The following is a 16406-nucleotide window of genomic DNA, read 5'->3' as shown; positions in this document are numbered from 1 at the left end:
AGGGAGCGCAACCGATCAACGTTCTCTGAGTGCTTCCGCGCGTGCGCGAATAATCGGTTTTAACAGGTAGCTCAGAATCGTTTTCTTGCCGGTGAGAATATCGACGCTCGCCACCATGCCGGGAATGATCAGCATCGGATGCTCTTTTGTTCCCAGGTAATTTTTGTCCGTCTGCAAACGCACAATATAAAAGCTTCTCCCCTGCTTATCGGTAACGGTGTCCGGGCTTATCTGCACTACTTCGCCTTGCAGACCGCCATAGATGGTGTAATCGTAAGCGGTAAATTTCACCATCGCATGTTGACCCGGATGGAGGAAGGCGATATCGCGCGGCTGGATTTTGGCTTCGATTAACAGTTTGTCATCCAGCGGAACGATTTCCACCAGATCGCTGCCCGGTTGAATGACGCCGCCGATAGTATTCACCATCACCTGCTGGACGATACCCCGCACCGGTGAGGTGACCATGGTACGGTTCACCCGATCCTCCAGTGCTTTAACGCTTGCCTGGGTTTTACTCAGATTGGTGCGAGCTTCATTGAGTTGGGCCAGCGCATCGCTCTGGAAACGGCCACGGCTTTCACCGATTTTATTCTCAATCTCTTTAATTTCTGACGTAGCCTTGGGCAGCGACAGGCTAATAGAATTGAGCTGCCCGGCGGTTTCCACTTCGGTACGACGCAGTCGCAGCAGTTCGACTTTTGAAATGGCGCCTGAAGCGAGCAGCGGCTCGGACATTTTGATTTCCTGACGGATTAACCCGAGGCTGTGCTTAAACTGATCCTCCTTTGACTCAAAGTCGCGCAGTTCCTGTTTTTTCTGCACCAGCTGTTCTTCGAGCCCGGAAATTTCGTTGTGAAATTGTTCCCGGCGGCTGTTGTACAGCTCGGTTTCTCCCCGGGCGACTTCCGGCGCCTGGCTGGCTATCTCGGGTGAAATCACAAAGTCCCGGTTTTCAACTTCCGCCGTCAGGCGTTCTACCTTGGCGCGCAGACCGAGTTTGTCGGCTTCGGTTTCACCCACGTTGGAGGCGAAACGCGTGTCATCGAGGTGCAGTAGTGGAGTTCCGGCGTTAACGATTTGCCCTTCATGCACGTACAGCTCGGTGACAATTCCCCCTTCCAGGTTCTGGATTTTTTGCAGTTTTGATGAAGGGATCGCTTTGCCTTCACCGCGTGTCACTTCATCAATTTTTGCAAAACCAGCCCAGATGAAGGACAGCACCACCAGCGCGAGGATCACCCACAACGTCAGTCGTATCACTCTTGGGGCGTCATCAATTATGGCCTGACTGACCTCATTAATACTGTCGGTTTGATTTTCATCACGACCGCGAAAATAGTGCTGCATATAGCTGCGGGCACGAGTCAGGAGATCAGCGAGACGCATTAATTTGCCCCTTTTTCAACGCATCCATCACTACCCCTTTCGGACCGTCTGCGATGATGCGACCTTTATCAACAATAATCAGACGGTCAACCAGCGACAGCATGGAAGCGCGGTGCGTGACCAGTAATAACGTTTTTCCCGCAATACAGGGGGCCAGCGCGTGTTTGATCTTCTCTTCGCTGGTGTTGTCCATCGAACTGGTGGGTTCATCCAGTAGCAGGAGAGGGGGATCAAGCAACAGTGCGCGCGCGAGCGCCACCGCCTGCCGTTGCCCACCGGAAAGCTGGGAGCCGCGTTCGCCTACCTGCAGGTTATAGCCGTCGGGATGCAGGCGTGCGAATTCGTTGACGCCAGCCAGTTCTGCCGCTCGCAGCATGGTTTCGTCATCGACATAGCGCGCTCCGCACAGCAGGTTATCGCGCAGCGTGCCGTTGAATAGCTGGATGTCCTGTGGCACGTAGCCGATGCTGTGGCGCAGATCGTTCACATCCAGTTGACGAGAGTCGATACCATCGATCAGCAGGTTCCCGGCGCTCGGCTGGTATAAATTGACGATTAGTTTACTCAACGAACTTTTACCGGAACCGCTGCGCCCGATAATGCCGATGCGCTCACCGGGCTGAATGGTCAGATTAATTTTGTGCAGCGACAGGTTTTGTTGCTCCGGGTAGCTGAAATCCACATCGCGAAATTCAATACTGCCCTGTAACTGTTCACGCTTGAGTGGGTTTTCATCCGCACGGCGCTCCTGTGTCAGCGACATCATTTTCTCAGTGTTTTTGATGGTCAGTTTCGCCTGCTGATAGCGGGCGATAAGGCCGGTGAGCTGACCCAGCGGCATCAAGGCGCGACCATTGAGCATGTAGCAGGCGATCAAGCCACCCATACTCAGTTTGCCGTCGATAATCATGTACACCCCGACGATGATCATCACCACGCCTGAAATTTGCTGGAACCAGCCGGTGAGGTTGCTGGCCAGGCTGGACAAGGTTTTCACCCGCAGTTCGAGACGGCTCAGGCTGCCCAGCGTTTGTTCCCACTGGAACTGGCGTTCGCTTTGGGCATTATTCACTTTGATGGCATCCAGACTGCTCAGGGTTTCAATCAGTAGTGCCTGACGTTCGCTGGCGAGGCTCATGGTCTTTGCCACCGCAGCGTTGACCGGCTTTTGTAGTGCCCAACTGCACAACAGGGCAATCGGTAATGTCAGTACCGGGATCCATGCCAGCGCGCCGCCGATAATGCCAATAACAATCAGCAGTAACAGGGTGAAGGGCAAATCGATAATTGTCGTCAAAGTGAGGGATGAGAGGAAATCACGCAGTGACTGAAACTCGTGAATGTTTTGTGCAAAGCTGCCCACGCGTGCCGGGCGCTCTTTCATCTCCATACCGACAATGCGCTCAAATAGGGTTGAAGAGATGATGAGATCGCTTTTCTTACCTGCAATATCAAGGCAGATACCGCGCAGCATTTTTAAAATCAGATCAAAGACAAAAGCCAGGCAGATGCCGACTGCCAGCACCCATAATGTGACCGTTGCCTGGTTTGGCACGACGCGGTCATACACATTCATGGTAAAGAGCGGTGTGCCGAGCGCAATCAGGTTGATTAACAGACTGGCCAATACCGCATCCATATACAGAAAACGCGACAGCTTCAGCGTGTCTTTAAACCAGGATTTGGTACGCGGCAGAAAGGCCTCTGCCTGCAAATCGAATTCGTGGCGCGGATGCGCAAAAATGACTTTGCCCGCATAGTTTTGCTCAAGCGTGGCGGCATCAACGCAAATTTCACCACCTTCGCTTTCGCTGGGCATAAAGCGGGCGCTGCCGTCATCGTTCCATGCCAACAACACCCCGGTTCCCCCTGCGTTCAATAACAAGACAGCAGGCAGAGACATTGCCGGAATTTTATCGAGCGTGCGCGTGACGACTCGCGCCTTTAAACCGGCCCTTGCCGCTGCGCGTGGAAATATATTCAGCGTGAGCCGATCGTTTTCTAATGGCAGGCCACTGCTTAATGTTGAACGACTCGCCGGTTTACCGTGCAGAGAACACAGAATCAGTAAGCTATCTAATAACGGGTCGTCATTATGGCTACGTGGGTCGTGATGTTGAGAATTAGGACGAGCGTAATTCTCAGGGTCGTCATTTAATAATTCGGCTTGTGCACTCATTTTCGCAACCATTCTGACCGTGCACGGTTAAATAATAGCAAGCTAATTATAAGCGTGCAGGTCAGGGATTTATTGGGGATTAATAATTATTAATGAAGTTCCGGTAAGCTATTTTCTTCTGCTGAATCTACCGGTTGCCCCGAAGGCGGCGGTGTGATTTTTAGAATATTCATTAATTCCCCGGTGCGTTCGCTAATACGATAGCCACTGGTCATGGCCAGATAACGTAATTCAACAAGACGGCGTTTAGAGGAGAACACTTCATTTTCACTATCGAGTAAATCCAGCAGCGTACGCTCGCCAAGACTAAATTGATCCTGATAAGCCGTGCGCACTTTGACGCTGCGGTCGGCATATTCTTCCGCCGAAGGAAGCTGAGCGCGTGCGTTTTGCAGTGCGGTCCAGGCCAGGCGCAGCTCCTGATTCAGCTGGCGCAGCGTGTTATTACGTACATCCTGAGCCTGCTTGTGCAGATAAGCGCGGGAGTTCATGTTGGCTTTGTCGCTGCCGCCCTGGAACAGGTTGTAGTGCAGTTTGACCATCGCTTCCCACTCTTCGGTGTGTGCGCGAGTGGTATCGGTGTTGTTGCTAATCCCGCGGGAAAGCTCAACGTCCACACGTGGATAGAAGGTGGATTTCGACGCTTCATACTGCTGGTGCGCAGCTTCGATATCCGCATTGGCAGACTTCAGTAATGGATTATTTTTTTCCATCCGACTTTTGGCATCTTCCAGCGAGGTTGGCAGCTGAGAGTCAATGCTCTCTGGCTGGCTTAAGCCCTGCGGATCCATGCCCGTCACGCTGACAAAGGTGGTTTTCGCGTCTTCAAGGTTAGTCTGCTCGGTCAGCAGGTTGTTTCGCGCCTGCGCCAGACGCGCTTCGGCCTGCATAAAATCCCCGGAGCGCCCAACGCCCTGATCGGTACGCAGTTTTATCTGGTCGTAAATGCGCTCGTGGTTCGCCAGATCGTCTTCAGCAAGGCGCACAAACTCTTCGCGTTGCAGCACGTCGAAATAGGCCTGAATCACCGCATAAGCGGTGCTTTCACTGGTGTTCATCACACCGTAGGCGCGTGAGTCAACGGTCGCTTTTTGTCGCGCCACTTCGCTGTTGGTCGCAAAGCCGTTAAACACATTCTGCTCGAGGCTGATAGTCGCCTCGTTAGGTGATTGAGTCAGACCGTTATTGCGCCCTGTAGCGCGGGTAGTTGCATCATCAACATTTTTGCGCCCGGCCTCGGCATTTAAATTCAGTGATGGCAAATAGCCACCTTGTGCCGCCCGCAGATCTTGCTCCGAGGAATAACGGCTATTTATTGCAGCATTAACTTCAGGATGATTCGCTAATGCATCTTTAACGGTATTTTGTAAGTCTTCTGCGTTTACTGCATTTATTGAAAAACATGAAAGCAGAAAAACTAAAAACTTCTTCATGACATGAATGCCCTATATCTCACGGTTATGACATCCAGGTGTCGTCGCTATCATCCATTTTTACAAACACGTTATATTAATTAACAAATATGAATTGTCTTAATTGATGGCTGTAATCAGCTATTCAGCGACATGTTTTGTCACATCGTGTTTTATTTTTGGTTATTTTTTATTATATTCATTTGCCAGTCAAGTCTCATGTAATTGCATTCTATAAAATGTGTTTTTTTCTACATTGAGATATTAATGTTTACATTAATTGAATGTGATATTTGTTCGTTAATGTATTAACGAGTTTATAAAAATAATGATGGTAATTAAGTGAGGTTACGGTGAGCAAATTACTCGGTGTGATCAAAGCAATTATTGGACAGGTTTACGTAGTTGATGCCAATGGTGCACAACGACTGGTTCATGAAGGCGACAGGGTATATAGCGGTGAAGAAATTGTGACCGGTGCCAGCGGCGCGGTAAGTATCTCTTTACCAGACGGAAAAACACTGGATATAGGCCGTAATAGCCATTGGGGTGAGCACGGGCTACAGGTTAGCCATCATCCGGAAAGTAGTGCTCAGGATATTGCCGCCGCACAAAAGGCCATTGCCGATGGCGCTGACCCGACGCAGGTGCTGGAAGCCACCGCGGCGGGTAATGAAGCACCGGCAACATTAGAAGGTGGCGGCGGGGGGCACACTCTGGTTCAGCTTGAATTGACCGGGCAGGTGGTTGATCCGACAGCAGGTTTTAACACTAAAGGTCTGGGAAGCCCGAACTGGGATATCAATCTGCCGATAGGGGGAGTTACCGCAGGTTCCGCGAGTGTTTTCCCGCCTGAGGTACAAATTACCGAGTTTGCCGGCAACGACGGTTTCATTAACAAAAGCGAATTCCATCAGACCCATTTAAGCGGCACCAGTAATCAAAATCACATCACACTCACCTTCACCGATAGCCAAAAAAACACATTCACCGTTACTGTTCCGGTGAGCAACGGGCACTGGAATATTGATACCGATCTGGGGGGACTGGTCCCGGGAAATGTAACAGTGGTGGCAATAGCCACCGATGTGACGGGACGAACGGCAGAAAGTTTTGATCATGCGCTGATTGATATTACCGGACCACACATCGACATTACCATTGATAACGTCACGCCGGATAACCTCATTAACTACGAAGAGTCGCGTCAACCGCAAACCCTGATCCACGGGTCGGTCGGCGGCGATACTAAACCCGGCGATATCGTTACTTTATTGGTTGATGGTAAAGAATATACCGGTGTTGTTACCGACCCCGGAAATGGGACTCTGACTTATACCATCCCGGTACTGACCCAGGGGTTACTGCATGACCCGAACATTCACGCCACATTAACTTCTACTGACGACGCAGGAAACACCACCATTGTTTCCACGGATCATCACGTCAATAACGACCTGTATGCGCAAAATGCCGTGACCATTGAAACGGTGGCGAATGATGATGTCGTTAACGCTAATGAGTCTCGTATGCCGACCATTATTTCTGGCATTGCCAGCGGTGATGCGAAAGCGGGTGATCCGGTTACGTTGACCATTCAGGGCAAAGCGTTTCACGGCACGGTTTTCGACGATCATGGCCAGCTACGCTATGAAATCGTTGTGCCTTCCGCAACTCTCAAAGAGGGGGCTAACGATGTACAGGTGACGCTGGTAAGCCATGACGCAGTAGGTAATGAAGCCACTGCTGTGACGCACCGCACCGTGGTGCTGGACACCCAGGCACATAACGCCCTCACGATTGATGATGTCACGACAGATAACACCCTGAATCGTGCTGAGCTGTATATGCGTAACCAGGTGATTTCCGGAACTGTCAGCGGGGAAGACGCGAAGGCTGGCGACCCAGTACTGGTAGAGATCAACGGTCACCAGTACAACGGTCAGATCATCGATCTCGGCAATAGCACGCTGGGCTATCGTATTGCGGTGAACGCTGCCGATTTTGCCAACAACGTTGCAAAAGTCGATGGTTATATGGACGTGAAGGTAACGGTCACCTCTCACGATGCGGCGGGCAACCTGGCGATTGCCACCGACACCCACAGCGTGCATGTCGACAACTTCGCGGAAAACACGGTACATATCGACACCGTCGCGAACGACAATGTGGTCAACGCCATTGAAAACCGCATGACCACACTGATAAGCGGCATGGCAGGCGGCGATGCCAAAGTGGGGGATGCCGTTACCGTCAGTGTACAGGGGCAGAGTTTTACCGGAACGGTGGTCGATGATAACGGCGAACTGCGCTACGAAGTGGCAGTGCCGGTCGGCACGCTGAAGGAAGGTAAAAATGCGGTGGTGGTGACGCTGGTCAGCCACGATGCGGTGGGTAACGAAGTGACCGCACTGGCGCACCGTACCGTGGTGCTGGACACTAAAGCGCATAACACCGTCAATATTCATGATGTCACCGACGACAACACCCTGAATTTCACGGAGCTGTCGGCGGCGAAGCAGACGATTACCGGAAACGTGCGCGGGGAAGACGCGAAAGCGGGCGACCCGGTGCAGGTGGAGATTAACGGCCACCGGTATCACGGCCAGGTGATTGATACCGGGAAAAATACCCTCGGTTATCGCATCGAGGTGGATTCTGCGGCGTTCTCTGACAACGTCGGTCATGTGCTGAAAGAGGCGACGGTCCATGTCAGCGTCACCTCCCACGATGCGGCGGGCAACCTGGCGATTGCCACCAGCAGCCACGACGTGCATCTCGACAACTTCGCGGAAAACACGGTACATATCGATACCGTCGCGAACGACAATGTGGTCAACGCCATTGAAAACCGCATGACCACGCTGATAAGCGGCGTGGCAGGCGGCGATGCCAAAGCGGGCGATGCTGTGACCGTCAGCGTGCGGGGGCAGAGTTTTACCGGAACGGTGGTCGATGATAACGGCGAACTGCGCTACGAAGTGGCGGTGCCGGTCGGCACGCTGAAGGAAGGTAAAAATGCGGTGGTGGTGACGCTGGTCAGCCACGATGCGGTGGGTAATGAAGTGACCGCGCTGGCGCACCGTACCGTGGTGCTGGACACTAAAGCGCATAACACCGTCAATATTCATGATGTCACTGCCGACAATACCCTGAACTTTACTGAGCTGTCGGCGGCGAAGCAGGTGATTACCGGAAACGTGCGCGGGGAAGACGCGAAAGCGGGCGACCCGGTGCTGGTAGAGATTAACGGCTACCAGTATCACGGCCAGGTGATTGATACCGGGAAAAATACCCTCGGTTATCGCATCGAGGTGGATTCTGCGGCGTTCTCTGACAACGTCGGTCATGTGCTGAAAGAGGTGACGGTCCATGTCAGCGTCACCTCCCACGATGCGGCGGGCAATCTGGCGATTGCCACCAGCAGCCATGATGTGCATATCGACAACTTCGCGGAAAACACGGTACATATCGATACCGTCGCGGGTGATGACCTTATTAATATTAAGGAGTTTTCCGCGAACGGCGGCTTTACGCAGATCGCCGGTACCGTAACCGGCGTGGATGCGAAGATGGGGGATGCGGTTACCCTGGCACTGAAGGGCGGCGAGGTGATTCACAGTGTGGTTATCGCGCTGGCGGGCGGTGGACTGGGCTATAGCATCCCGGTAAATAGCCATAAGCTGGTAACTCATCCGGAATTTACGGTTTCTGTTACCTCTACGGATCCGGCAGGGAACAGCGTCACGCATTCTGAAACCAAAACCATCAGCGCCGATCTGTATACACAGTCGTATATCACCATTGATGACGTGACGGCTGATAACTTTATCAACATCAAGGAATCGACGGACAATCACGGCAAGACCACCATCAGTGGCACGGTGAGCGGAGATGCAAAAGAGCATGACACCGTTCAGCTGGTGATTAATGGTCAACACTATTCGGGGGAAGTGGAGAAGCTGGCGAACGGCAATCTGGTCTACCATATCCCGGTGGATACCCAGAACCTGGTCAACAACCCGGTGATTCATGCCAGCATCCATACCACGGACGAGCATGGCAACGAAATGACGGCGGTGACGAAACACCACGTTGGGCTGGATCTGGACGCCAGCGCCTCTATCGGCATCGATACCGTCGCAAGTGATGACATTATCAGTAAAGCCGAGTCCAACCTGCATAAGACGATCATCACGGGGTCGGTCGGCGATGATGCGCAGAAAGAAGATGTTGTCACCTTAACCTTCAATGGCAAAACCTATAGCGGTAAGGTCTTTGAACGGCCTGACCACTCGCTGGGCTACCGCATTGAAGTCAGCACCGACAACCTGCAGGATGGCAGCGACCAGAAGGTCCATGTCTCCATCTCAACCGTCGACGAACACGGCAACCCAGCAACGGCAACGTCCGAGCATACGGTGCATATCGATCTGCACGCGGAAGCGACGATTACGATTGATCCGGTGACTGACGATAACACCCTGAACCATAGCGAACTGAACGAGGCTCAGCAAATCATCACCGGCACCGTCGGCGGGGATGCGAAGCTTCACGACGTTGTCAGCCTTGAGATCAATGGCCACACGTTTAAGGGTGAAGTCATTACGTTGAATAACGGTCAACTGGGCTACCAAATCCCGGTCGACTCGTCGGCGTTCAGCAACAACCAGGGCCACCAGGATAAAAACGTCAACATCAAGGCGACGGTTGTCTCGCATGATGCGGTAGGCAACGAAGTGACGGCGATCAGCAACCACGACGTGCATATCGACAACTTTGCGGTAAACCAGGTGCATATTGGTTCCATCGCCGGTGATGACGTTATTAATATCAAGGAGTTTTCCGCCAACGGCGGTATCACGCAGATCGCCGGTACTGTCACCGGCGTGGATGCGGCGGCCGGGGATGTGGTGACGCTGCAGCTGGATGGCGTCACGGTGATGCAAGGCGTTGTTATCACGCTGGCGGGCGGCAAGCTGGGCTTTAGCTTCCCGATGAAAACTCATATGCTGATGAGTCATCCGGAAATTACCATTTCGGTCACCTCCAGCGATGCGGCAGGGAACAGCGTCACGCATTCTGCGACGAAAACCATTAGCGCTGATATGTACACCCAATCGCATATCACCATTGATGGCGTGACGGATGATAACTTCATCAACATCAAAGAATCGACGGACCATAACGGTAAGACCACCATCAGCGGCACGGTAAGCGGCGATGCGAAAGAGTACGATACCGTTGAGCTGGTGATTAATGGTCAGCACTACTCAGGCACGGTGGAGAAGCTGGCGAACGGTGGCCTCGGCTATCATATCCCGGTGGACACCCAGAACCTGGTCAACGATCCGGTGATTCATGCGAGCATTCACACCACGGATAGTCATGGTAACGAAACCACGGCAACCGCGGATCGTACCGTGGGTCTGGATCTGGACGCCAGCGCCTCTATCGGCATCGATACCGTCGCAAGTGATGACATTATCAGTAAAGCCGAGTCCGACCTGCATAAGACGATCATCACGGGGCCGGTTGGCGGCGATGCGCAGAAAGACGATGTTGTCACCTTAACCTTCAATGGCAAAACCTATAGCGGCAAGGTCTTTGAACTGCCTGACCATTCGCTGGGTTACAGCATTGAAGTCAGCACCGATAATCTGAAAGATGGCAGCGACCAGAAGGTCCATGTCTCCATTTCAACCGTCGATGAACACGGTAACCCGTCAACGGTAACGCACGACCATATGGTGCATATCGATCTGCACGCGGAAGCGACGATTACGATTGATCCGGTGACGGATGATAACGTACTCAACCATTTCGAGTTGGACAAGAGCTGGCAGTTGGTTAGCGGCGTCGTGGGTAAAGACGCCCAGGTTGACGATGATGTGCGCGTTGAGATTAACGGTAACACCTATACCGGCAAGGTTATCGTTCTGGGCAACGGTCAATTGGGGTATCAAATCCCGGTTCTGTCCTCTGACTTTAGCGACAACCAGAGCAACCAGGACAAAGATGTCACCTTCAAGGCTACCGTAACGTCGCACGATGCCGTGGGGAACGAAGTTGTCAAGTCCACGACGCATACAGTAAAAATTGATAACCACGCCCAGGCAGGGATTACCATTGATACCGTGGCGGGCGACAATATGATTAACGGCGCCGAGTCCACAAAACACACCACCGAAGTGATGGGTACCGTTTCTGGTGATGTGCACATGGGCGATAAAGTGATTGTTACCGTCAATGGTCACCACTACGACGCAACGGTACAGAAACTCCCGGAGCACAATAATGCGCTGGGCTATAAGCTGGATGTGCTGACGGGCGATCTGGTGAAAGATCCGCATATCGTTGCGCAGGTGGTTGGGGTCGATAATGTTGGCAACCAGCAGAAAGCCGAAGCCACGCAGGATATGGCGGTAGATTTGCACGCGAAAGCGCTGCTGACTATCGATCCTGTTACCGGCGACAATATGGTCAACGGCGATGAATCCCGCCAGCCGTTCACCTATGTGACCGGCAGAGTCGGCGGCGATGTGCACGCCAATGATACCGTTTACCTTACCGTGAATGGTCATACCCTGACCGGGAAAGTCAGCGATCAGGGCGGTCATCTCGGGTATAGCATCAAAGTCAGTACCGCCGATCTGCTGTCCGATCCGCATTTAACGGCCACCGTTAGCACCACCGATGTTGCGGGCAACCCGGCGACGGCCAATGCTGAGACCACGGTGGTGATCGATACCCGCATCGACGCGACGATTACAATCGACGACGTTACGCCAGACAACACGCTGAATTATGACGAGCAGCATCAGACCACTACGGTTGTGAGCGGCACCGTGACCGGCGAAGTTCAAAAAGGCGACCCGCTGGTCATGACCATCAACGGCGTCACTTATAAAGGTTCGGTGGACGATATCAATGGCCATCTGGGCTACCGTATTATCGTCAATACCGCCGATCTGGTCGCCAACCCGCATATTGAAGTCACCATGGACGTTACCGATGCGGCGAAGAACCATGCGCACGTGGTGGCGCACCATGACGTTAATCTGGACGACGAGGCTTTTGCTGCGATCACTATCGATCGCGTGACGGGTGATAACGTTCTGAACGGTACTGAACTGCAGGCGCCGAAAACGATCATCAGCGGCACGGTGGGCGGCGACGCGCACAAGGGGAATATCGTTCATCTGGTGGTTGACGGTCATGCGGTTGATGCGACGGTGGTCGAACTGCCGAAGCTGGGGACGCTGGGCTATAGCGTCGAGGTGGATACCCAGTGGCTGAAAAACGACCCGAATATCACGGCGACGATTACTACCCATGATGACGCAGGGAATAGCGCGACGGCGGATGCGAAAAGCACGGTGACCATCGACGATCACGCCGAGGCTATCGTTCATATTGACCCGCTGGTAACGGATCATAATGATGATGTTATCAGCTACAAAGATGCGCATAACCCGCAGACCACCGTGACCGGTAGCGTGGGTGGTGATGTGCGTGTGGGCGATCAGGTTGAACTGACTATTAACAATCAGACCTACTATGCGGAGGTTAAGGATAACGGCAACGGCCAGCACGTGTTTAGCACTCAGGTTTCAACGCTCGACCTGCTGATGGACCCGAATATTAAGGCTGACGTGACGGCAAAGGATGCGGCTGGCAACGTTGCGCACGGGCATGATGATAGGCCGGTGGAGATTGATACCCATGCGGATGCCGGAATTTATATTGAATCTGCGAAGGCCTGGCCATATGTTGGCTATGCACCTGGAAGCCATCCTGAATTTATAAGGGTTGAAGGGTATGTCACCCCAGACGCACAGTTTGGGGATTTGGTGACGATCGATGTCGGTGGCAATCATCTGCAAACGCAAGTGATCACGATGCCGAATGGAGCGCTGGGCTACACGTTGGATATACTTTCGTCAAAATGGAATGACAACGGTAATATCACGGTATCCATCACCACACATGATAACCATGGTAATACGGCAACTGCGGTAGAACATCGGTTTATTGACCTACCCTGGATGACCCCGACCATTGTTCCAGCGGATGCCTCTTTTGGTATTCACACAGTGACATCGACAACCCCACCACCGCTGGGTACGACGACCACACCGCAGAAGCCGCATGTCCAGCTCACCGTCGATCCAGTTGCGGGCGATGATGTGCTTAACCATGATGAAGCGGGCAAACCGACCACGCCGGTTCGTGGTCTGCTCACTGGGGATGTGAGCGTCAATGATACGGTTATTGTCACCATTAACGGCCATCAATATCCTGGCAAAGTGATCCAGATCCCGGGCCTGCCGGGTGAATTTGGCTATCAGGTTGATGTCCCTACTGACGTGCTTAAAGCGCATCCGACGTTCGAAGTGTCCGTCTCCGTGCATAATTCTGCGGGCAATGACTCGGCGGCGGTAACGAAGACCATCACCGTCGACACCGATAACCCGGTCCATATCACGATGGATAAGGTTGCTGGCGATGACGTTATCAACGGCAGCGAAGCGAAAAGCGGCACAACAACGATCAGCGGTACGGTCAGCGGCGAAGGCATTCATGACGGCAGCATAGTTTCGCTGCAGGTGAATGGTAATACCTTAACCGCCGTGGTGCATGCAGGCACCACGGGATGGGTCTGGTCGCAGGATGTCAGCATCAACGAGCTGCGTAATAACCCGGACATTACCGCGTCGGTAAGCGCGACCGATGCGGCCGGAAACACTGGCACTGATTTGACATCGAAGCACGTTGAAGTCGATCTCAAAGCCGATGCGGGCGTCACGGTAGATAACATCACCACCGATAACGTACTGAATGCGCAGGAAGCCGGACTGTCTACGATCGCGGTGAGCGGTTCCGTTTCGGGTGACGTCAACCCGGGTGAAAGCGTGACGCTGGAGGTTAACGGTAAAACTATTACCGCGACTATCGATGCGAATAAGCACTACACCGTTGCTGTGAATACGTCAGACCTGGTAGCTGACCATACCATCGACGCTAAAGTGACCGGCCACGACAATCACGGTAACGTTCAGGACGCCAATTTCACCAAAGCGTTTTCTGTCGACACCACGGCAACGGCTGCGGTAACGGTTAACACCGTGGGCGGTGACGACGTTATCAACGCCGCTGAGATTCAGGCTGGCAAGGTTGAAGTCAGCGGTACCGTGGATGGTGACGTACACAAAACCGACAAGGTCTATATCACCGTTAATGGCAACCAGGTTGAGGCCACTGTCATTGAGCTGCCGCATATGAACGGGCAGTTGGGGTATAAAGCATTCGTGAGTACCACGGATCTTCAGGCCGATCCGACTATTCATGTCAGCGTGACGGGTCATGATACGGCAGGTAATATCCAGACTGCGACGTATGACAAAATCGTGATAATTGACGATCGCGTGGATGCGACAATTGTCCTGGACCCAGTGTCCAATGATGACGTGCTGAATAACGTTGAAGCCGGGAAACCGACCACCATCATCACCGGTTCTGTGACCGGCGACGTTGAGGTCGGCGATCAGGTTACCGTCACCGTCAATGGCAAAGATCTGCCGGCGATAGTCTCCGACAGCGGCGGTAAGAAGGTGTTCCGCGTTGAAGTCAGTACGGTTGATTTGGTTCATGACCAGCATATTACTGCCCATGTCGTCGCCCATGACGATGCCGGTAACCGCCAGCAGATTGATACCGATAAGACGATCCTCATCGACCGCGTGGCTTCAGGTACCGTCGACATTGACAGCGTCACGGCGGATAACGTCCTCAACCACCAGGAGCTGTCGGGGCAGAAGGTGACCATCACCGGCCATGTCGGCGGTGACGCGCAGCTTTATGATCCGGTTACCTTGACCATCGGCGGGCATAAGTATCAAGGGAGCGTCATCACCCTGAGCGGCGGCGGTCTGGGCTATCAGATTGACGTGGATTCGGCGGTTCTACGTAGTGATGCGCACAAAGTTATTGACGTTGAGCTTACCGGCCATGACGCGCCGGGGAACCCGTTCACCGCAAAATCGACACATACCTATTCCGTTGATGAGCAGGCCAACGGTGCAATTACCATTAATGACCACATCGCAGGCGACAACGTCGTTAACCTGAATGAATCGAAGTCAGACACGGTGATTAAATTTACGGTTTCCGGCGACACTCACCCGACCGATGTCGTTGATGTTAGCGTCAATGGCAACAACATGAAGGCTTCGTTGGTACCTGGCTCCTCGACGGTTTATCAGGTTGCGGTTCCGGGAACGTATCTGAATGAGGGCGATAATAAGATTGAGGTGAAAACGACGTTACACGATGACGCAGGGAATACGTTAGACGTGCACGATCAGAAAAACGTGGTGCTGGATACTCATGCCGATGGTGCGATTACTATCAATGACGGCATCGCAGCAGATAACGTCGTTAACCTGAAAGAATCGCAGTCAGACACAGTGATTCGCTTTACGGTCTCTGGGGATACCCATTCTACCGATGTTGTTGAAGTGAATATCAACGGTCACCTTATGAAGGCTACGCTGGCACCTGGATCATCAACGGTTTATCAGGTTGCTGTCCAGAGCGCATATCTGAAGGAAGGTATCAATGATATTGATGTGAAAACGACGTTACACGACGACGCGGGTAATACAATCGATGTGAGCGATCACAAAACCATCGTCCTTGATACACACGCTGACGCCAGTATCGTGGTAGATAAGATCGCCGGTGATAACCACATCTCGCGTGCCGAATCACAGGATGCCGTCACGCATATTACCGGCAGCGTGAGCGGTGATGTGAATGATGGCGATCATATTAAAGCGCTGGTAAATGGTCATCAGTACGATGCCATTCTTCATCAGGGCATTAATGGGTTGACCTATGACATTGAGGCCGATACCTCCGCATTCCGTGCCGGTCATAACCGTGTGAACGTATTGGTCGAGGCGCATGATAACCACGGTAATATTACGCCTTATAGCCAAACGTTGAACGTGACGATGGACGAGCCTGCACCAGTGAAAGGGCATACGGTGGATAAAGGGAATCATGCTGCGATGCAGCATGCGCTGCATAACCTGTTCGACGACAACGCATTATCTCTGTCTTATGCACCAGCAGCGACCGGACACGGTCAGGCGACAGCGGTACTCAGCGCCGATGATAAGGCGAAGGGGGGGCTTGAAAAAGTCGATCTCAGCGATCTGGCGCGTGAACTGCATGAAGGTGTGGATATTGCGAAGTACATTCAAAGCGGCGGCGATCATCACCTGATCGCCAGTCCGGCGAAAGTGGCGCATGGAATAGATACCGCGCTGTCTACTCCGGCAAGCGGCGATCTGCATTCTCCGACCTACTCGTTGGATCACCTGATTGCTAAACCCGATCAAAACCACACTCACTAACGA

General features: G+C 52.9%; 4 protein-coding genes. 1 reads left to right on the top strand and 3 read right to left on the bottom strand.

What is annotated here, in order from left to right; translation table 11 throughout:
• Window positions 1-15: 15 nt before the first annotated feature.
• From SK38_RS17450 to SK38_RS17440, 3 genes are all read right to left on the bottom strand, one after another.
• Entirely contained in the window at window positions 16-1389 is a 1374-nt protein-coding gene (locus SK38_RS17450) for an HlyD family type I secretion periplasmic adaptor subunit (protein WP_053069349.1), read from the bottom strand.
• Entirely contained in the window at window positions 1376-3568 is a 2193-nt protein-coding gene (locus SK38_RS17445; RefSeq protein ID WP_048236660.1) for a type I secretion system permease/ATPase, read from the bottom strand. Before SK38_RS17445 ends, SK38_RS17450 begins: the two co-directional genes overlap by 14 nt.
• An 89-nt stretch (window positions 3569-3657) precedes the next feature.
• Entirely contained in the window at window positions 3658-5001 is a 1344-nt protein-coding gene (locus tag SK38_RS17440; RefSeq protein ID WP_048236659.1) for a TolC family outer membrane protein, read from the bottom strand.
• Window positions 5002-5333: 332 nt separating this feature from the next.
• Between SK38_RS17440 and SK38_RS17435 the strand changes: the two genes are divergently transcribed.
• A complete protein-coding gene (locus tag SK38_RS17435) occupies window positions 5334-16403 on the top strand; it encodes a retention module-containing protein (protein ID WP_048236657.1) in 11070 nt (3689 codons plus the stop codon).
• Window positions 16404-16406 lie beyond the last annotated feature (3 nt).

Origin of the sequence: Citrobacter sp. MGH110, assembly GCF_001037515.1 — a bacterium.
In the GTDB taxonomy this organism is placed as follows: domain Bacteria; phylum Pseudomonadota; class Gammaproteobacteria; order Enterobacterales; family Enterobacteriaceae; genus Citrobacter; species Citrobacter portucalensis.
The sequence above is the reverse complement of the archived record's forward strand: the minus strand, read 5'-3'. Positions and strand labels throughout refer to the sequence as shown.

Coding starts and splice junctions, on each gene's coding strand:
- SK38_RS17440 (WP_048236659.1), bottom strand. CDS start 5,001: ATGAAGAAGTTTTTAGTTTTTCTGCTTTCATGTTTTTCAATAAATGCA.
- SK38_RS17450 (WP_053069349.1), bottom strand. CDS start 1,389: ATGCGTCTCGCTGATCTCCTGACTCGTGCCCGCAGCTATATGCAGCAC.
- SK38_RS17445 (WP_048236660.1), bottom strand. CDS start 3,568: ATGAGTGCACAAGCCGAATTATTAAATGACGACCCTGAGAATTACGCT.